The following is a 17,801-nucleotide window of genomic DNA, read 5'->3' as shown; positions in this document are numbered from 1 at the left end:
ATCTATGCCTGGTGACGGAACTTTCGCCATAATTTCATCCGAGCGAAGGGAACCTCGATGCCTGAGGCTTGCTAAAATGCAACGGCGCCACAATTAAACAGAGTCTCGCTATGCAACCGATGCGTAAATCAGTTACAGCAACGACGTGTATCGGCTTAGCACGCGGCGCGAGATCAGGGGTGCGCACCCGTTGAGTTTCCCTTGCCAAGGCCGGTCCCCATCTGCGGCAAACCGGCAAAACAGCGACATGATGCGGAGAACCAGACTGGACAGCTTGACGACGTGGAAATCGCCCGCGCTTTCCAGTGATGCCATCTCTGCGACGCGGCGCTTCGTCCGTCGCCTGATGCTGCTTTCAGCCGTCGCAATGGCGCTGAACGGGTGTCAGTCGCTGATCGAACAATCCTACCAGCCGAGCATCTCGCCTTCTTCCAATCCCCAGATCGTCGACGAGGTGCAGAAGAACGATCCGCGTGCGGCGATGGGCGCCCGCGAGCATCCGCGTATCGTGGCAAGCTACGGCGGCGAATATAAGGATGCCAGGACCGAGCGCCTCGTCGCCCGCATTGCCGGCGCACTGACGGCAGTGTCGGAAAATCCGAGCCAGTCCTACCGTATTACCATCCTGAACTCGCCTGCGATCAACGCCTTTGCGCTGCCGGGCGGGTATCTCTACGTCACCCGCGGCCTGCTCGCGCTTGCCAACGACGCCTCGGAAGTCGCCGCTGTGCTGTCGCACGAAATGGGCCACGTGACAGCGAACCACGGTATCGAGCGGCAGAAGCGCGAGGAAGCCGAAGTCATCGCCAGCCGCGTCGTCGCCGAGGTCCTCTCGAGCGACATTGCCGGCAAGCAGGCGCTGGCCCGGGGCAAGCTCAGGCTTGCCGCCTTCTCCCGCCAGCAGGAGCTGCAGGCCGATGTCATCGGCGTGCGCATGCTCGGCGAAGCCGGCTACGACCCCTATGCCGCCGCCCGTTTCCTCGATTCCATGGCGGCCTACAGCCGCTTCATGTCGGTCGACCCGGAAGCCGACCAGAGCCTCGACTTCCTCTCGAGCCATCCGAACTCCGCCCAGCGCATCGAGCTTGCCCGCACCCATGCGCGCGCCTTCGGCCAGGAAGGGACTGTCGGCGACAAAGGTCGCGATTATTATCTCGACGGCATTGACGGCCTGCTCTACGGTGACAGCCCGGAAGAGGGCTACGTGCGCGGTCAGACCTTCCTGCATGGCGGCCTCGGGATCCGCTTCGACGTGCCGGCGGACTTCAAGATCGACAACAAGGTCGAAGCCGTGATGGCCACCGGCCCCAACGACATCGCCGTCCGCTTCGATGGCGTCGCCGACAACCAGAACCAGAGCCTCACAAACTATATCTCCAGCGGCTGGGTGACCGGTCTCGACCCATCGACCATTCAGCAGATTACCGTCAATGGCATGGAAGCAGCCACTGCGCGCGCAAGTGCCGACCGCTGGGATTTCGATGTCACCGTCATCCGCAACAATGCGCAGATCTTCCGTTTCCTGACCGCCGTGCCGAAGGGCAGCGATGCCCTCGAACCGACGGCCAATGTACTGCGCGCCAGTTTCCGGCGCATGACACCGGCGGAAGCTGCCTCGCTAAAGCCGCTGCGCATTCGCGTCGTCACCGTGCGGCCCGGCGAGAACATCTCGACGCTTGCCGCCCGCATGATGGGTACCGACCGCAAGCTCGATCTCTTCAAGCTCATCAATGCCCTGCCGACGGGTGCGGCCGTTTCCCCCGGCGACCGCGTCAAAATCATCGCCGAATAAAAAAGCCCGGCTGGCGCCGGGCAGTCGGTGCTGCTGGAGGGTAAAGACGTTCAAGCGTAGGCCGCCATATGCGGATCGGCGCTGACCAGCGCGCTGCGAAGCTTTTCCATCGCCCGGCTTTCGATCTGGCGCACGCGCTCCTTGGAAATGCCGAGATCGGCGCCGAGTTCTTCGAGCGTGGCGCCGTCTTCCGCTAGGCGCCGGGCGCTGATGATCTTCATCTCGCGTTCGTTGAGATGTTTCAGCGCCGAGGCGAGCCAGACGCGGCGGCGCTCGCCGTCGATCATATTGGAAACCTGCTCGTCCGGCAGCGGATCGTCGCTGACGAGGAAATCCATCTTCTCCGCGCTCTCGGCATCGCCGGAGACGGAAGGCGCCTGCAGTGAGGCGTCGTTGCCGGAAAGCCTGGCATCCATGGTCTGCACATCGGCGAGGCTGACGCCGAGAGCCGCCGCGATTTCCTGATGAATGGATTGCAGTGTCAGTTGCGTATCGCCCCTGGCAAGCTTAGCGCGCAGGCGGCGCAGATTGAAGAATAGCGCCTTCTGGGCCGAACTGGTGCCGCCGCGCACGATCGACCAGTTGCGCAGGATATAATCCTGGATCGACGCCCTGATCCACCAGCTGGCATAGGTCGAAAAACGCACGTCACGTTCCGGTTCGAAACGCGCGGCGGCTTCCAGCAGGCCGACATAGCCCTCTTGCACGAGGTCGCTCATCGGCAGACCGAAATTGCGGAACTTGCCGGCCATGGAGATAACCAGGCGCATATGCGCCATGGCGATTTGGTTGCGCGCACCGCGATCATCGTGATCTTTCCAGCGGGTGGCGAGATCATGCTCTTCCTGGCGGGCGAGATATGGGGCGGCCATCGCGATTTTGATCATGCGCCGATCTGCAGACATGTTCTTCATTTCGATCTCCCGAAACAGGCCTTCGCCCTCAAAATGAACAATAAAACTCACCTTCCGGAACATCGCTGTCCGGACTGAATGGGTTCCGTATGCAAAAGGGCCTCACCCTGGACTTCTCAGGGAAAGGCCCTATTTCTTATCATGTGCCGCTAAGACGGCTGGGTCGGACCTGTTTCTTCACGTTGCCGAACGGGCAATATTGAAAAGGCATGAGCCGCTCCTCACCGAATATTGACGGAATAGCAGTTCGCCCGACGAGCCAGCGCCCGACGAGCAGTCCGCAATTACGTGTGATAAACGCGTCAGTCGGGAAAAAGTTCCAATAAAAAACCCGGCGCAAAGGCCGGGTTTTTTCATGGGAGAGACAGGCTTGCCTTAAGCGGCTTCGTCCTGCGAATCGTCTTCTTCGATCGCCTTGCCGCGCTTCGGACCCTTGTTAAGGTTGGTCTCGACGAGGCGGACGGCTTCGGTTTCCGACATCTTGTTGACGGCGGCAATTTCGCGCGCCATGCGATCGAGTGCTGCTTCGTAGAGCTGGCGCTCGGAATAGGACTGTTCAGGCTGGTTCTCTGCACGATAGAGATCACGCACGACTTCAGCAATGGAAATCAGATCGCCGGAATTGATCTTGGCATCATATTCCTGGGCGCGGCGAGACCACATGGTGCGCTTGACGCGCGCCTTGCCCTGCACAACCTTCAACGCACGATCGACGAAGTCCGTTTCCGAAAGCTTGCGCATTCCGATGCTCATCGCCTTGGCGACCGGAACCTTCAGGCGCATCTTGTCCTTCTCGAAATCGATAACGAAAAGTTCGAGCTTCATGCCGGCAACTTCTTGCTCTTCGATAGCGGTGATGGTACCGACGCCATGAGCGGGGTAGACGATCGATTCACCGGTCTTGAAGCCGTGACGTGCTGTAGAAGGCTTTTTCTGCTGAGTCGTCATTCTATTCAAAAACTCCCTGTTACGCTTCCGGCGGCGGCCGGAGCCGGGTCAGTCAGGCCCGGATGAGACGGGTAGATCCGTCGGGTGACTTCACTCTGGTCCCATCAGGCAAAAGCAAATGTGTCTTGCGCGCCATCTTGGGATGCGACGCTCAAGGCGTTGATATATCACGGAAACCGTGGGACGGATTGGTTTTGCTTTCGTGATGGTTTTGGGCATGCGTCATGCCACAAATGGAACAGTGCAGGGAACCTATCACAAAAATATGAGGAAATCAATAATTTGCTTCGCCTGAGTCATGCGAGCAACACAGATCACCCATATGCCAGACGCAGGATTTAAAACGTTTCACCACATGGCCGCTCAAATGCAGCGGCCGAATCGCGCAGGGTCTTAGTCGCCGGAACCGGGTTTTTCGGAGAAGTATTTCTCGAATTTTCCCGTCTGGCCGTCCATTTCCTTGGCCTCCGGCAACGGGTCCTTCTTAACCGTGATATTCGGCCAGATGCTGGCATACTCAGTATTGATCTTCAGCCACTTGTCGAGGCCCGGCTCGGTATCCGGCTTGATCGCCTCGGCGGGACATTCCGGTTCGCAGACGCCGCAATCGATGCATTCGTCGGGGTGGATGACGAGAAAATTCTCGCCTTCATAAAAGCAGTCGACAGGGCAGACTTCCACGCAATCGGTGTATTTGCACTTGATGCAATTGTCGGTCACGACATAGGTCATGAAGAACTCCAGGATTTCATGCGGTGGGACCGGGCAACCTGGAACGTCGCGCCTATCCCCGTGCCGGGCGAAAAGCGTGGACAGGCTTGGCAGGCAAGCACGCTTCCGGCAGGTTTTCAGTGACCTATCGGCTTTAGCGGCGGATTTCAAGGATAAACGATCTGCAAAAGCCGCCACCACAGACAGAGTTTTCTAATCCTCGTCCGACATCAACCTGTCGATTGCACGTCTTTCCTTTTTGGTCGGACGGCCGGTACCGGTCGCACGGGTCGCTTGCTCAAACGGCGTGAGACGTTTTGTCTCATCCGGCGGCAGGGATTTGTCATCATAGAGCAGGCGAGCCTCTTCATAGGGACCCCGCCGTTCCCCGGCGAGACGCACGATGAGAATGACGTCGCGCCGCTCCAGCGTCAGTTCGACGCGGTCGCCCGGCTTGACCGTCTGGCTCGGGTGACTGCAGCGCTCGCCATTGATGCGCACATGCCCTGACTGGACGTGGCTCTGGGCCAGCGAGCGCGACTTCACCACGCGCGTGAAGAACAGCCACTTGTCGATGCGCTGGCGCGAACCGCTTACCGGCTGTGTCTCCCCGCCCATGACTACTTCTTCATCTGTTCCTTGAGGGCTGCGAGCTTGGCGAAGGGCGAATCCGGATCGATCGGCTTCTCCTTGCGCGGCGGCTTGGCCTCGAAGCGCAGCGGCTGGGCGCCGCGATTGTTGTTCCGGTCGTTACGGTCATTGCGATCGTTACGCTCGCCGCGGTCCTTCCGATCGCCACGGTCCTGACGATCACCGCGCGGCTGGTCCTTGCGCTCGCCCCTTGCCTGCTGCGGCCTGCCGCCGTCGCGGCCGCCACCGTCCTTGCCGCGGCCGTGACGGTTGTCGCGCCCGTCGCCGCTGCGATTGCCCTCGCCGCCTTCACCGCCGTTCGGACGACGATTGCGCTCGCCGCGCTCCTGGTTCTGGCCGCCCCTGCGTTCGCCATGGCCGCCGCGTGCCTGGCGGTGATTGTCATTGCGACCGCCGAGACGCCACAAAAGAACCGGCTTTGGTTCCGCCGGCTCGCCAGCTTCCCCGGAAGCGGCAGTCTCTGCCGACGCGGCTGTCTCGGTCACTTCGGCCGCAGCGTCGTTGTCGGTCGCTTCTGGCGCGGGGGTCTCGGCTGCCGTCGACGCCGCCTCGGCTGCTGGTGGCTCGGAAGCAGCCTCTTCCGTCGCCGCGTCGGCATCGTCGTGATCGGCTTTTTCCGCCGCTTCTTCCCCGGACATTTCCGCGGAGGCGGCAGGGGCTGAAGCTGCGTCCTGCGCCGCAAGATGGGCCGACGCCTCTTCCGCCTTCACGGCATCGGCGCGATAGCCGAGGCCCTTGAGGATCTCTTCCATGTCCTCGAGCGTCGCCCCGAGAATCGACAGCATCGCCGTCGTCGTCGTGAAACGGCGACCGTCATAGGCGCCTTCCGGACGATTGTTCTGACCGGGCTTCCATTGCAGCAGCGGACGGATGATATCGGCAAGCCGCTCCAGAATGTCGATGCGCACGGCGCGCTTGCCGAGGAAACGGAAACCGGCGAGCTTGTAGAACATCCGCTCGAAGCTCGGATCGGTGACGACCGAGGTGCGGCCGGCGGCAAGCACGGGGATGAGATCGCCGTAGCCCGGCTTGTCCAAACCGTCGTTCTTCAACGCCCAGAGCAGCGTGATCAGTTCGGCAGGCGCCGGCTTTAGCAGGGCCGGAACGAAGATATGATAGGCCCCGAAACGCACGCCGTAGCGGCGCATGGAGGCGCGAGCCTCCTGATCCAGCGACTTCACTTCTTCGGTGACGTCGCGACGGAAGAGCACGCCGAGATTTTCGACCAGCTGGAAGGCAAGTCCCTTGGCAAGACCCTGCAGGTCTTCGGCGCGCGACAGATCGTCCAGCGGCTTCAGCACTGTGCTGATGTGATGGTTGACGAAGCGCTCGATTCGGGCGGCGACGTGATCGCGGGCATTGCCCGTCAACTGCTCGTCGGCGAGCAGGATCACGCGCGGCCGCATGATGTGATCGCTGCCGGAAAGCCGCGCCACCGGATCGCCGAGCCAACGGATCAATCCATCCGAACCGATCGCCAGATCGCTATTGCCCGCGGCATGCAGCCGGGCCGCACGGGCCTCGAACTCGAGCGCGAGCGCCTTCTGCGACGCAGCCTGAACCGCCTTGGCATCCGGTCCATCCGCTCCCGCCACCGGGGTGAAACGGAATCCGCTCAACTGCCCTACATGATGTCCTTCAACGAAGACATCGCCATTCACACTGATTTCAGCTTCCAGCATCGCATTCTCTCTCAGGCGCTTCATGAGCACAGATGTCCTGCGATCAACAAAGCGTTTCGTCAACCTTTCATGTAACGCATCGGACAATCGATCTTCGATTTCCCGCGTCTTTTCCTGCCAATGTGTCGGATCGGCAAGCCAGCCGGGCCGATTCGAAACGTAGGTCCAGGTCCTTATCTGCGCGATTCGCGCCGAAAGCGTGTCAATTTCCCCATCAGTTCGATCCGAGCGATGAACCTGCTCCGCGAGAAACTGCTCGTTCACCGTGCCATAGCGCACGAGATCGGAAAAGAGGGTCGAAATAAGATCGGCATGTTGGGCCGGAGTGATACGCCGGTAGTCGGGCAGGGCGCAAGCCTCCCAGAGTTTTTCGACGCGGGCCGGCCTGTCGGCGAGGTCCATTACCTCAGGATAGCGCGAAAGCTGCTCGAGCGCCTGCTGGTCGACCGCCGGCAGCGCCCGCGTCAGCCCGGGCACGCGCGGCCCGGCCTCCAGGCTGGCGCGGAGCGACTGAATCGAGGAGAAGTCCATCTCCGTCGTGCGCCACTGCAGAACCTTGACGTTGTCGAATTCATGTCCCTCGATGCGCTGCACCAGTTCCTCGTCGAAGGGGGAGACCTGTCCGGTGACGCCGAAGGTGCCGTCCCGCACGTGCCGCCCGGCGCGGCCGGCGATCTGGCCGAGTTCGGCCGGATTGAGGTTGCGGAACTGATAGCCGTCGAATTTCCGGTCCTGGGCGAAGGCGACGTGATCGACGTCGAGGTTGAGGCCCATGCCGATCGCATCGGTCGCCACCAGATATTCGACGTCGCCCGCCTGATAGAGCGCGACCTGCGCATTGCGGGTGCGCGGGCTCAGCGCCCCCAGCACGACCGCCGCGCCGCCGCGCTGCCGGCGGATGAGCTCGGCGATGGCATAAACCTCGTCGGCCGAAAAGGCGACGATGGCGGAACGCTGCGGCAGCCGGGTGATTTTCTTCTGCCCGGCGTAAAGGAGATGCGAAAGCCGCGGCCGCTCGATGATGGTAATGCCGGGCAAGATGTGCTGCAGGATCGGCCGCATCGTCCCGGCACCTAGCAGCAGCGTTTCATCGCGGCCGCGAAGATGCAGAATACGGTCGGTAAAGATATGGCCGCGCTCGAGATCGCCGGCGAGCTGCACCTCGTCGATCGCGACAAAGGCGGCTTTGGTCTCCCGCGGCATCGCCTCGACAGTGCAGACGGAAAAACGGGCATTGGGCGGCGAAATCTTTTCTTCGCCGGTGACCAGCGCCACGTTCTGTAGGCCGACCTTCTCCACCACTCGCGTATAGACCTCGCGGGCCAGGAGCCTGAGCGGCAGGCCGATCACGCCGGTCCCGTGTGCGACCATGCGCTCGATGGCATAATGGGTCTTGCCGGTATTGGTTGGTCCAAGCACCGCGGTCACACCGCGCCCGCTCAGAATCATCGGCTGCGAAGTCAGAGTCATCGTCCATGCAAGTGAGGCAGGCGCGCCCCGGGAAAAGTTTTGCCATCTCGATGGAGGCACAGAACACATGGACAGCTACCGCCGCAAACGCAAGGGCAGATTTCAAAATGCGTCGGGGGTTGCGACCTCTGCGAGTCGTCTCGAGGGTGCGTATTTCCGATTCGGAACAGCGGGAGAACGAATCAGAGACGAATCGCTGACTCCTGCTGATTCAGCTTTTGTTCACGGCTAAGTATTGATTTTGAATCACTTTTTCCTACCAAATGCTGAATCGCGGGACTCTCTCCTGTTTGTATTTTGTGACCCTGCCCGAGGTCTGGCGTGCGCCTTTTGCCAAGTGAAAATCCGCCGAAATTAACATCCCGATCAAATCCGGAACGAATCAGCGACGAATCGCCGACTGCTCGGCTTTCCCCTTCGTTCACGGCCATATCTGGTGGCGTCGTCATGTTCTGCCGCTAGATGCGGGGCAGGCGGCGAGGTCTCGTCACGTCGGTGTTAATCTTCCGGCGAGCAAACCCATTGGGGCCGATCAAAAACGGAACGAATCACCGACGAATCGTAGACATCGAGACCTTCCTGCTTTGTTCACCGCAACATATTGTATTTAAATGCTTTTTTAACCATACGGGCGTTTTATGAGGGGTGACGGATCACAAACCATGAATCGCCTTGGGTGCTAATTCGCGCGCCCAACCGGGAACAAAAATCGCCAATGCGTGTTTCTTGCCCATCCAGATTGCGGATGAAATGAAGGAAAAACACCATGCTTGGCACGATACTTCTCGTTATCCTCATTCTGCTCTTGATCGGAGCTCTGCCAAACTGGGGTTATAGCCGTGGCTGGGGCTATGGACCTTCCGGCGGTTTGGGGCTAGTTCTCGTCATTATCATTATCCTTGTACTAATGGGCCGCATCTAAAGCCCGACAACCTGGGGAGTTACGACATGATGAAGAAGATTGTTCTTATCGGCGCGCTCGTGGGCGCTCTCGCATCCTGCACGGCGACCGAGCAGGGCACGGCGATCGGCGCCGGCACCGGTGCGGTCATCGGTGGTGCCGTCACCAACAGCTGGGGTGGTGCCGCAGTCGGCGCCGTTGCCGGCGGCCTGACCGGCGCTCTCATCGGCCAGTCGGTCGAACGCCGCGGCTACTGCATCTATCGCGACCGCTATGGCCGCCGCTACGAGGCTCGTTGCCGCTACTGACCGACAAGTCATATCGGACTCCCAACGGGCGCTTCGGCGCCCGTTTTCTTTGCCGCCACGTTCGTCAATGTGACGTTGACGATCGGTCGTGAAAGTCAAATCTACCGGCGCTCACTAGCTTGGCGCATATTTCCTTCGTGAGCGCAGGGCAGGCACCATGGCCCGAGGCCCTGAAAGGAATATTTGCATGGACCAGATTGTCCTGAATTCCACCGTCGCCATTCTCCTCGCCGCGGCTTTTCTGACATCCGCGGTCTCAGCTCTTCGGAGAGGAGATCGCTCGCGGCAACGAATGCCTGTCAAGATTCGGGTTCAGCGAGACCGGAACACCGGCAACCGCTTCTGACCTCCCGAAAAAAGCAAAGGCGCGTCCTGCAACGCGCCTTTGCTTATCAACAAACGTTCGTCCTGTCTTAAACGAAGAACTGCCCGCCATTGGCTGTGAGCGTCGAACCGGTGATGAAGCCGGCATCGTCGGAGACGAGGAAGGTGACGCAACGCGCGATTTCTTCGGGCTCGCCGAGGCGGCCGACGGGAATCTGCGGAATGATGCGTTCATTCAGCACTTTCTCCGGCACGGCAAGCACCATTTCCGTTCCGATATAACCGGGGCAGATGGCATTGACGGTGATGTTTTTCGCCGCCCCTTCCTGGGCAAGCGCCTTGGTAAAGCCGAGATCGCCCGCCTTGGCCGCCGAATAGTTTGCCTGGCCCATCTGGCCCTTCTGGCCGTTGATCGACGAGATATTGACGATGCGGCCGAAGCTGCGGTCGCGCATGCCGCTCCAGACCTGATGCGTCATGTTGAACAGGCCGGTCAGGTTGGTGTTGATCACCTCGTGCCACTGCTGCGGCGTCATCTTGTGGAACATTGCGTCGCGGGTGATGCCGGCATTGTTGACGAGGATTTCGACCGGTCCGATCTCTCGTTCGACCTTGGTGATCCCTTCAACGCAGGCAGCGTAGTCCGAAACATCCCATTTGAATACCGCAACGCCGGTGACGTCGTGGAAGGCATGAGCCTTCTCGTCATTACCGGCATAAGTGGCCGCAACCCTGTAGCCGGCATTTTTCAGCGCCATGGATATCGCTGCGCCGATGCCGCGTGTACCTCCGGTGACCAGAGCCACTCTGCTCATGTTCCGCTCCCCCTCTGTGTTTTCGCCCGCTCGCGGCGGCATTTCAATCAATGACGGATCGTATGCTATTTAAAGTGCTTCAAAGCACATGGCGACGCCCATGCCGCCGCCGATGCAAAGCGTGGCGAGGCCCTTCTTCGCGCCGCGGCGCTTCATCTCGAACAGCAGGGTGTTGAGAATGCGCGCGCCGGAGGCGCCGATCGGATGGCCGATCGCAATCGCGCCGCCATTGACGTTGACGATCGACGGATCCCAGCCGAGATCCTTGCTGACGGCGCAAGCCTGAGCCGCGAAGGCCTCGTTGGCCTCGACGAGATCGAGATCGTTCACAGACCAGCCGGCTTTTTCCAGCGCCTTGCGCGACGCCGGGATCGGGCCGGTGCCCATGATCGACGGATCGACGCCCGCCGTTGCCCAAGAAACGATGCGGGCAAGCGGCTGAATGCCGCGCCGGGCCGCTTCTGCCTCGCTCATCAGCACGGCGGCGGCAGCGCCGTCGTTGAGGCCGGAGGCATTGGCGGCGGTGACCGTGCCATCCTTGTCGAAGGCCGGGCGCAGCTTGCCCATCGCCTCGATCGTCGCGCCGTGGCGGATATATTCGTCGGAATCGACGGTCACGTCGCCCTTACGCGTCTGGACGAGGTAGGGGATGATCTCATCGGCAAAACGGCCAGCCTTCTGCGCGGCTTCAGCCTTGTTCTGCGAGGCGACGGCGAACTGATCCTGCTCGTCGCGCGACAGCTGCCACTGCCGCGCAATATTCTCGGCGGTGATGCCCATATGGTAGCCGTGGAAGGCATCGGTCAGGCCGTCCTTGATCATCGTGTCGACCATCTTCATGTCGCCCATCTTCACACCGCCGCGCAAATGCGCGGCATGCGGCGCCATCGACATGGATTCCTGGCCGCCGGCAACGATGATCCTCGCATCGCCGGTGGCAATCTGCTGCATGCCCAGCGCGACTGCGCGCAGGCCTGAGCCGCAGAGCTGGTTGACGCCCCAGGCCGTCGTTTCCTTCGGAAGGCCGGCCTTGATCGCTGCCTGACGGGCCGGGTTCTGGCCTTCGCCCGCGGCCAGCACCTGGCCGAGGATCACCTCATCCACCTCGCCGGCATCGACGCCGGCACGCGCGAGCGCGCCCTTGATGACGGCCGCGCCGAGTTCATGCGCGGGGACCGTTGCAAAAGCGCCGTTGAACGAGCCGACTGCTGTCCGACCTGCGCTGGCGATGACGATGGATGAATTGCTCATGGGGTGGCTCCTCGTTTTTCGTCTTACTTACATAAGGGGAAACTGGCAAAGCTTTGAGCACAAGTCAAACGGGAAGACCGACCGCCGCCATTTTTCGGCGGCAGCCGTCAAGGCCGATTCGTTTGATCTCCTAAAGGTTTGCCGCAACGCACAAAGAGATTGTCACCGGCCTTCTTTTGCGTTTACAGTCTGAAGTGGAGGAACATCCAAAATCAGACGGGGGTTCAGGAGACTGATATGGCGAAGAATGAGGGTCAGATTGTCATCAAGAAATACGCCAATCGCCGCCTGTACAATACAGGCACCAGCACCTATGTGACGCTGGAAGATCTGGCGGAGATGGTGAAGAAGGGCGAAGACTTTACCGTCCAGGACGCAAAAAGCGGGGACGACATCACTCATTCAGTGCTGACGCAGATCATCTTCGAGCAGGAATCGAAAACCGGCAACACGCTGCTTCCGATCTCCTTCCTGCGCCAGCTCATCACCTATTACGGTGACCAGATGCAGATGGTCGTGCCGAGCTTCCTCGAACATTCGATGCGCGCCTTCAGCGAACAGCAGGCCCAGATGCGCGAACAGGTAAACCGCGCCTTTGGCGAGACGCCGCTCGGCAAGAACCTGCAATTGCCGATGCAGATGGTCGAGGACCAGGTTCGCCGCAATACCGAGCTGTTTCAGCAGGCAATGCAGATGTTTTCGCCATTCATGGCGCCGCCAGCGGCCAAGGAAAGCCGCAAGGCCGAGGCCAAGGACATCGACGAGTTGAAGGAGCAGCTCCGAGCTCTCCAGAATAAGCTCGACAACCTATAGGCCGATTGAGACATCCCGCCCGGCGCTTCGGATCGAAACGGCAAAACCGCCGATCACATCAATCAGAGCGATCGTCATCAAAATGAAGAACACCTGCGTCGCAGCGTCCTGGACGAGCAGAAACTCGACCAGGAAGGCGATGAAGACCAGCATCGACAATATGTGATTGAGCAGGTTGCCAGGCCCGGTTCGCGTTGCTTTCAGGATTTCGAAGAACAACACGACGAGGGCAACGACAATGAAGAGATCGCCGAGGGCCATGCTCCAGATCGCGCCCGAGAGCATCGACAGCACAATGATGTCATGCTCCAAGGCGGCGATGCCGCCGCCGCCCATCAGGCCGAGCATCGCCAGATTGTAAAGAATAAACGGAATAATCATCAGCGGCATTGCGGCTACCATCGGCAATCTCCTTGCGCAGCAAGAATACTGCCGCAAACCGCTGTCCTACTGCAAGTCGTTGCAATATTATCTTGCCGAAATGCAAAAGGCCGGCATGAGGCCGGCCTTGAAACTTGCGATCGGACGAGCCGGTCGGAAATTACGCGCCTTCCTTCGGCGTCAGAACCTGTCGGCCGCGATACATGCCGGTCTTCAGGTCGATATGATGCGGGCGGCGCAGTTCGCCGGAATTCTTGTCTTCGACGTAGGTCGGAGCTTTCAGCGCATCAGCCGAACGGCGCATGCCGCGCTTGGACGGGCTCGTTTTTCTCTTCGGTACAGCCATTTTTCTTACTCCACTTGCGGGCAAAACATTCCCACGGCCAGACTGGCGGCCGAAACGGACATGTCGCGATTTCGGAAATTTTGCGCGCTTATACATGCAAGGGGCGGCCTTGACCAGTCCCCATGCGTATTTTTTGCGAGGCCGATGATTCGAGCCTCAGACCTCGTCTTCCGCCACGATCCAAGGCTCGGCCCGGGCAGCCTCTTCCCATTTGCGCCAGGCAGGATGCGCCTTCATCGTCTCCATATAGGCGAAGGTATCCTCCCGGCTGACGAGTTCATAGATGTCGAACCGGTTGACCACAGGCGCAAACATCGCATCCGCGCCGCTGAACGCACCAAAGAGAAGCGGTCCGCCGGATTTCTGCAGAAGGTCTCGCCAGATCGTCTCGATACGGCTGACATCGGCGTCGACGCCGTCAGGCAATGCGATCGTCCCCTTCGGCCGGCGAATATTCATCGGGCAGGCATTGCGCAGGGCTCGGAAGCCGGACAGCATTTCCATCGAAACAGAACGGGCGAGCGCCCGTTCGGCACGGGCGCGCGGCCAAAGGCCGGCGTCCGGATAAAGCTCGGCGGAATATTCGATAATCGCCAGCGACTCCCAGATTTTCAACGCGCCATGCTGCAGGACCGGCACCCGGCCACTCGGCGATATCGCCTTGATCTTGGGATTGCCGCCCGCATCATCGAAAGGGATCAGGATTTCTTCGAAATCGACGCCGGCGCTCGTCAGCGCCATCCAAGGCCGGAACGACCAGGAAGAATAATTCTTGTTGGCGATGTAGAGCGTCGGTCTGTCCATAGGCCACTCCCGTTCAGGCATCGAAATCGAAGATCAGCAGTTCGTGAAAATGGTTCATGTCCTCGTACACGCAGAATGCCGGTGGCGTCAGCTCGAAAACGGGGACATTGCGGCTGACGTCCTCGACCACGTCGTCGAGCATCGCCTGCCAGCGCGGCAGGGCTTCGTCCTCCAGCCAGTCGATAGGATAGGCGAAAGTGACGTGGAACTTGTAGTCCGCATGGTTCGGCTGCCGATAGCCGAGAAGATCGGCAAAGGCGTCGCGCCAGGCGCGCATGATCCTGCGGTCCTTCTCCGTCACCCCATCGACAAGAAGACCCGAGGGACGAGCACCGATGACCGCGACATTGAAGGGCTCGGCCATCGAAAAACTGTCGAGACGCGCGGCCAGCAGCGCGGTCATGTCGTCGATCGGCGTGTCGAGAGGGAGGTCTGCAGGCCAGCAGTCCTGCCGGCGCCTGGTCTCAATGACGCCTTCGAAAAGCGTCATGTGAAGGCTCGAGATCGGCGTGAAGAGAAATTGCGACGCCTCGGGCATCGCCAGATATTTTTCACGCGCCTCGATCAGTGCCGTGAGCGTCGTTGAACCTTTCTCGGGATGACAGACGATGGTGTTGCCGGCTTCGGGCAGGAAACCGCCGATCCTGCGATAGCGGCTGCCGAGATGGGCAGGTGGGTTTTGATTGTGCGTCTTCGAGTAAAGAAGAAGTTCGGGAGAAAAGGTCGGGGCGGTCATGGGCGACTCGGGGGCTCTGATTGAACTGCATTCGCCCATATGGCAGAACCAAGAATGGCAGATGACGCCCACCGCTTCTAATGACAAGTTGTGATCTTATTCATAGATGCACTTGATGTAATCGCCTGAGCCCTGCGCACGCCTCTCGATGACGCCGGCAAGCCGGCGAAGGCCTCGTCCGGGCTTCCCGGCATTGCGGTCGATCGGGTTGGGCAGCGAAACGGCGAGCAGCGATGCCTGGCGTCGCGTCAGCTTCGAGGCCGGCACCTTGAAATGATGCTGGGCGGCGGCCTCGATGCCGTAAATGCCGGGGCCCCATTCGGCGATATTGAGATAGATTTCCATCAGCCGCCGTTTCGACAGGACGAAATCCGTGGTGACGGCGAGGGGAAGCTCCATCGCCTTGCGCACGAAGGAGCGGCTGTTCCAGAGGAAGAGGTTCTTGGCCGTCTGCATCGGGATTGTGCTGCCGCCGCGTGTCGCCTGACCTTTCAGCGTGTCCTCGACCAGCATCCGCATCTCTGCCCAGTCGACGCCGCCGTGGAAGCAATATTGACCGTCTTCCGACATCATCACCGATTGCACCAGGACCGGAGAGATCTCATCCAGCGACACCCATCTGCGGTCATAGCCGCGCAGCAGCACCAAATCGCGCAGCATCAGCGTCGAGACGGGATGGATGAAGGGCAGCAGGTAGAGGAAGATCAGTGCGTAAGGAAGGATCAGCACGGCCAGAACGGCAAGACCGACGCGTCTCAGCACAGGCCGATCTTCGAACAATCGCCGACGGGCCGGCATGTCGGCGATATCCTCTCTCTCCGTCGCTATGTCCAATGTCCCCAGCCCATTTCTCTCCCTTTCGTTCTCATAACGCCTGTGAGCCGCTTATGCCAGAGGACAAGGGAAATCTTGCGGCAGTCATCGACAATTCCGTTGCAAGCCCCGATGCCCCATGCCAAACAGCGCCCATGGACGCGAACCGGAACACTTTCGAGACGAGGCTTAGCAACAACGCCCGCGAAATCGAGGCGCTGCTCGATACATTGCTTTCGCCGAGCCCTCTTTCCGATGAAATCGTCAGGCCTGACACCCTGCGCAGCGCCATGCATTATGCCGTGCTGAATGGGGGCAAGCGATTGCGCCCATTCCTTGTGGCCGAAAGTACGGCCCTTCTCGGCGGCGATGTACAGGCGGCCCTTCGGGTCGGCGCCGCACTCGAATGCGTGCACTGCTATTCTCTCGTGCATGACGACCTGCCGGCCATGGACGATGACGACCTGCGCCGCGGCAAACCGACAGTGCACATCAAGTTCGATGAAGCCACCGCAATCCTCGCCGGCGACAGCCTGCTGACCTATGCTTTCGACATCGTTGCCGCGCCGGAAACCGCCCTTCCCGATACGAGCAAAGCGGCGTTGGTGCTGGCGCTCGCCCGCGCAGCAGGTCTCGGCGGCATGGCCGGCGGCCAGGCCCTCGATCTGGCGGCGGAAAAGCAGGCGCCCGACGAAGCCGGCATCATCCGTCTGCAGGCGATGAAAACAGGCGCGCTGATCCGCTTCGCCTGCGAGGCGGGCGCCATTATCGCGGCAAGCCCGCCCGAAGATCGCCGCCGCCTGCGTGCCTTTGGCGAAAAGATCGGCCTCGCCTTCCAACTCGCCGACGACATCCTCGACCTGACCTCGGATGCTGAGACCATGGGCAAGGCGACCGGCAAGGATGCGGCCCGCGGCAAGGGAACGCTGGTGGCGCTTCACGGCGTGGAATGGGCCGAGACCGAGCTCCGCCGGCATGTGCGCGAGGCCGAGGATCTGCTCGCCCCCTACGGGGGGCGCGCCTCCACCCTCACCGCCGCTGCGCATTTCATCGCCGACCGCAAGAGCTGAGGCGAAGGTCAGGCCGCCAATATCTCCTTGAGGGCGGAAACCAGGCGGGCGCATTCCTCGTCGGTGCCGATGCTGATGCGCAGGAATTCCGCAATGCGCGGCTCGGCGAAACGCCGGACGAGCACGCCACGCTCCCGCAGCTCAGTCAGAAGTGCAGCGCCCGGTCGGCCTGCGTGCCTCGCAAATATGAAATTCGCCTGCGACGGCAGCACCTCGAAATCCAGCGCCTCAAGCTCCCGGACGAGGTTTTCCCGGCTGGCGATGATTTTCCGCCGGCATGTCTCGAACCAAGCCTCGTCTCTGATCGCCGCCGTCGCCCCGACCTGTGCCAGGCGATCGAGCGGATAGGAATTGAAGCTGTCCTTGACGCGCACCAGCGCCTCGATCAGGTCCCGGTGCCCCAGTGCGAAGCCAACGCGCAGACCTGCGAACGAACGAGATTTCGACAAGGTCTGGATGACCAAAAGGTTCGGATAGCGAGAAATGAGCGGCACTGCGCTTTCGCCGCCGAAATCGACATAGGCCTCGTCGATCACGACTAACGCATCCGGATGAGCAGCAAGAAGCGTCTCGATCCCGGTCCGCGGCAAGCCTATACCCGTCGGAGCATTCGGATTGGGGATGATGATGGCGCCGCAAGGTCTGGCGTAATCCGACAGCCGGATCCGGAACTGATCGTCGAGCGGTATCTCGATAGTCTCGATGCCATATAGCAGGCTATAGGTCGGATAGAAGCTGTAAGTCACATCGGGATAGAGAAGCGGCAGATCGTGGTTCAGCAGCGCCTGGAACGTATGGGCGAGAACCTCGTCGGAGCCGTTGCCGACGAACACTTGTTCGCTCGTCAGCCCGAAACGGGCAGCGATCGCCTCGCGCAACTCGGTGGCGGCGGGATCGGGGTAGAGCCGCAGATGGTCGTCCGTCGCTTGCCTGATCGCCTCGATCGCCTTTGGGGACGGTCCGTAGGGATTCTCATTGGTGTTGAGCTTGACCAGGCCGGGAATACGAGGCTGCTCCCCCGCGACATAGGGCCGAAGCTTGCTGACAATATCAGACCAATACCGGCTCATT

At 60.6% G+C, this 17,801-nt stretch carries 19 protein-coding genes; 5 read left to right on the top strand and 14 right to left on the bottom strand.

What is annotated here, in order from left to right; genetic code table 11:
• Positions 1 to 247: 247 nt before the first annotated feature.
• Positions 248 to 1,792 carry a M48 family metalloprotease gene (locus tag NMA58_RS19735; protein ID WP_434711663.1) on the top strand — a complete coding sequence of 515 codons (1,545 nt, stop codon included), beginning with the start codon at positions 248 to 250 and terminating at the stop codon, positions 1,790 to 1,792.
• Positions 1,793 to 1,842: 50 nt separating this feature from the next.
• Here the strand turns inward: NMA58_RS19735 and NMA58_RS19730 are convergent, their stop codons facing one another.
• The 6 genes from NMA58_RS19730 to NMA58_RS19705 all read right to left on the bottom strand — a co-directional run bounded on the left by NMA58_RS19730 (position 1,843) and on the right by NMA58_RS19705 (position 8,617).
• A complete protein-coding gene (locus NMA58_RS19730) occupies positions 1,843 to 2,706 on the bottom strand; it encodes an RNA polymerase factor sigma-32 (RefSeq protein ID WP_011427212.1) in 864 nt (287 codons plus the stop codon).
• Positions 2,707 to 3,081: 375 nt separating this feature from the next.
• Positions 3,082 to 3,654, bottom strand: coding sequence for a CarD family transcriptional regulator (locus tag NMA58_RS19725; protein ID WP_011427211.1), 573 nt, complete (start codon positions 3,652 to 3,654; stop codon positions 3,082 to 3,084).
• 393 nt (positions 3,655 to 4,047) lie between these two features.
• Entirely contained in the window at positions 4,048 to 4,386 is a 339-nt protein-coding gene (gene fdxA / locus NMA58_RS19720; RefSeq protein WP_011427210.1) for a ferredoxin FdxA, read from the bottom strand.
• Positions 4,387 to 4,578: 192 nt separating this feature from the next.
• A complete protein-coding gene (locus NMA58_RS19715; RefSeq protein ID WP_434711662.1) occupies positions 4,579 to 4,983 on the bottom strand; it encodes an RNA-binding S4 domain-containing protein in 405 nt (134 codons plus the stop codon).
• 2 nt (positions 4,984 to 4,985) lie between these two features.
• Positions 4,986 to 8,168 carry a helicase-related protein gene (locus NMA58_RS19710; protein ID WP_434711661.1) on the bottom strand — a complete coding sequence of 1,061 codons (3,183 nt, stop codon included), beginning with the start codon at positions 8,166 to 8,168 and terminating at the stop codon, positions 4,986 to 4,988.
• A gap of 182 nt (positions 8,169 to 8,350) precedes the next feature.
• Complete coding sequence (locus NMA58_RS19705) at positions 8,351 to 8,617, bottom strand: hypothetical protein (protein WP_434711660.1); 267 nt, start codon at positions 8,615 to 8,617, stop codon at positions 8,351 to 8,353.
• Positions 8,618 to 8,934: 317 nt separating this feature from the next.
• On the opposite strand from NMA58_RS19705, the gene NMA58_RS19700 reads away from it, so the two are divergent.
• Both NMA58_RS19700 and NMA58_RS19695 read left to right on the top strand, forming a co-directional pair.
• Positions 8,935 to 9,090, top strand: a complete 156-nt coding sequence (locus NMA58_RS19700; RefSeq protein ID WP_003543790.1) for a DUF3309 family protein — start codon at positions 8,935 to 8,937, stop codon at positions 9,088 to 9,090.
• A 26-nt stretch (positions 9,091 to 9,116) separates the two neighbouring features.
• Entirely contained in the window at positions 9,117 to 9,377 is a 261-nt protein-coding gene (locus tag NMA58_RS19695) for a YMGG-like glycine zipper-containing protein (protein ID WP_009991900.1), read from the top strand.
• Between the two features lie 413 nt (positions 9,378 to 9,790).
• Here the strand turns inward: NMA58_RS19695 and NMA58_RS19690 are convergent, their stop codons facing one another.
• A complete protein-coding gene (locus NMA58_RS19690) occupies positions 9,791 to 10,516 on the bottom strand; it encodes a beta-ketoacyl-ACP reductase (RefSeq protein ID WP_434711659.1) in 726 nt (241 codons plus the stop codon).
• A gap of 69 nt (positions 10,517 to 10,585) precedes the next feature.
• Entirely contained in the window at positions 10,586 to 11,767 is a 1,182-nt protein-coding gene (locus tag NMA58_RS19685) for an acetyl-CoA C-acetyltransferase (protein ID WP_434711658.1), read from the bottom strand.
• Positions 11,768 to 12,004: 237 nt separating this feature from the next.
• Between NMA58_RS19685 and phaR the strand changes: the two genes are divergently transcribed.
• A complete protein-coding gene (gene phaR / locus NMA58_RS19680) occupies positions 12,005 to 12,580 on the top strand; it encodes a polyhydroxyalkanoate synthesis repressor PhaR (protein WP_085779817.1) in 576 nt (191 codons plus the stop codon).
• On the opposite strand, the gene NMA58_RS19675 is transcribed toward phaR, so the two are convergent.
• From NMA58_RS19675 to mtgA, 5 genes are all read right to left on the bottom strand, one after another.
• The gene (locus NMA58_RS19675; protein ID WP_183703929.1) at positions 12,575 to 12,982 is read right to left on the bottom strand and encodes a hypothetical protein; all 408 of its coding nucleotides are present in this window, start codon (positions 12,980 to 12,982) and stop codon (positions 12,575 to 12,577) included. The genes phaR and NMA58_RS19675 overlap by 6 nt on opposite strands.
• A 139-nt stretch (positions 12,983 to 13,121) precedes the next feature.
• Positions 13,122 to 13,307 (bottom strand): 50S ribosomal protein L32, encoded by a 186-nt coding sequence (rpmF, locus tag NMA58_RS19670; protein WP_085779815.1) that lies wholly within the window; start codon positions 13,305 to 13,307, stop codon positions 13,122 to 13,124.
• A gap of 156 nt (positions 13,308 to 13,463) precedes the next feature.
• The gene (locus NMA58_RS19665; RefSeq protein ID WP_434711657.1) at positions 13,464 to 14,111 is read right to left on the bottom strand and encodes a glutathione S-transferase family protein; all 648 of its coding nucleotides are present in this window, start codon (positions 14,109 to 14,111) and stop codon (positions 13,464 to 13,466) included.
• Positions 14,112 to 14,124: 13 nt separating this feature from the next.
• Complete coding sequence (locus NMA58_RS19660; RefSeq protein WP_434711656.1) at positions 14,125 to 14,847, bottom strand: DUF1868 domain-containing protein; 723 nt, start codon at positions 14,845 to 14,847, stop codon at positions 14,125 to 14,127.
• A 96-nt stretch (positions 14,848 to 14,943) separates the two neighbouring features.
• A complete protein-coding gene (mtgA, locus tag NMA58_RS19655) occupies positions 14,944 to 15,681 on the bottom strand; it encodes a monofunctional biosynthetic peptidoglycan transglycosylase (RefSeq protein WP_430960045.1) in 738 nt (245 codons plus the stop codon).
• A gap of 134 nt (positions 15,682 to 15,815) precedes the next feature.
• Between mtgA and NMA58_RS19650 the strand changes: the two genes are divergently transcribed.
• Entirely contained in the window at positions 15,816 to 16,730 is a 915-nt protein-coding gene (locus tag NMA58_RS19650) for a polyprenyl synthetase family protein (RefSeq protein ID WP_430960046.1), read from the top strand.
• A gap of 8 nt (positions 16,731 to 16,738) precedes the next feature.
• Here NMA58_RS19650 and hisC read toward each other — a convergent pair whose 3' ends face one another.
• Positions 16,739 to 17,800 carry a histidinol-phosphate transaminase gene (gene hisC, locus NMA58_RS19645; RefSeq protein WP_434711655.1) on the bottom strand — a complete coding sequence of 354 codons (1,062 nt, stop codon included), beginning with the start codon at positions 17,798 to 17,800 and terminating at the stop codon, positions 16,739 to 16,741.
• Position 17,801 lies beyond the last annotated feature (1 nt).

It is taken from the genome of Rhizobium sp. YTUHZ045 (genome assembly GCF_051124255.1).
In the GTDB taxonomy this organism is placed as follows: domain Bacteria; phylum Pseudomonadota; class Alphaproteobacteria; order Rhizobiales; family Rhizobiaceae; genus Rhizobium.
This window is presented reverse-complemented; position numbering and strand designations above follow the sequence as displayed.

Bases quoted from the DNA above. Each gene is read 5' to 3' on its own strand.
- NMA58_RS19690 (WP_434711659.1), bottom strand. From the start codon at position 10,516: ATGAGCAGAGTGGCTCTGGTCACCGGAGGTACACGCGGCATCGGCGCA.
- NMA58_RS19735 (WP_434711663.1), top strand. From the start codon at position 248: ATGATGCGGAGAACCAGACTGGACAGCTTGACGACGTGGAAATCGCCC.
- NMA58_RS19725 (WP_011427211.1), bottom strand. From the start codon at position 3,654: ATGACGACTCAGCAGAAAAAGCCTTCTACAGCACGTCACGGCTTCAAG.
- NMA58_RS19700 (WP_003543790.1), top strand. From the start codon at position 8,935: ATGCTTGGCACGATACTTCTCGTTATCCTCATTCTGCTCTTGATCGGA.
- NMA58_RS19685 (WP_434711658.1), bottom strand. From the start codon at position 11,767: ATGAGCAATTCATCCATCGTCATCGCCAGCGCAGGTCGGACAGCAGTC.
- NMA58_RS19705 (WP_434711660.1), bottom strand. From the start codon at position 8,617: ATGACGACGCCACCAGATATGGCCGTGAACGAAGGGGAAAGCCGAGCA.
- hisC (WP_434711655.1), bottom strand. From the start codon at position 17,800: ATGAGCCGGTATTGGTCTGATATTGTCAGCAAGCTTCGGCCCTATGTC.
- NMA58_RS19660 (WP_434711656.1), bottom strand. From the start codon at position 14,847: ATGACCGCCCCGACCTTTTCTCCCGAACTTCTTCTTTACTCGAAGACG.
- NMA58_RS19695 (WP_009991900.1), top strand. From the start codon at position 9,117: ATGATGAAGAAGATTGTTCTTATCGGCGCGCTCGTGGGCGCTCTCGCA.
- phaR (WP_085779817.1), top strand. From the start codon at position 12,005: ATGGCGAAGAATGAGGGTCAGATTGTCATCAAGAAATACGCCAATCGC.
- NMA58_RS19730 (WP_011427212.1), bottom strand. From the start codon at position 2,706: ATGAAGAACATGTCTGCAGATCGGCGCATGATCAAAATCGCGATGGCC.
- NMA58_RS19715 (WP_434711662.1), bottom strand. From the start codon at position 4,983: ATGGGCGGGGAGACACAGCCGGTAAGCGGTTCGCGCCAGCGCATCGAC.
- fdxA (WP_011427210.1), bottom strand. From the start codon at position 4,386: ATGACCTATGTCGTGACCGACAATTGCATCAAGTGCAAATACACCGAT.
- NMA58_RS19665 (WP_434711657.1), bottom strand. From the start codon at position 14,111: ATGGACAGACCGACGCTCTACATCGCCAACAAGAATTATTCTTCCTGG.
- NMA58_RS19675 (WP_183703929.1), bottom strand. From the start codon at position 12,982: ATGGTAGCCGCAATGCCGCTGATGATTATTCCGTTTATTCTTTACAAT.
- NMA58_RS19650 (WP_430960046.1), top strand. From the start codon at position 15,816: ATGGACGCGAACCGGAACACTTTCGAGACGAGGCTTAGCAACAACGCC.
- rpmF (WP_085779815.1), bottom strand. From the start codon at position 13,307: ATGGCTGTACCGAAGAGAAAAACGAGCCCGTCCAAGCGCGGCATGCGC.
- NMA58_RS19710 (WP_434711661.1), bottom strand. From the start codon at position 8,168: ATGACTCTGACTTCGCAGCCGATGATTCTGAGCGGGCGCGGTGTGACC.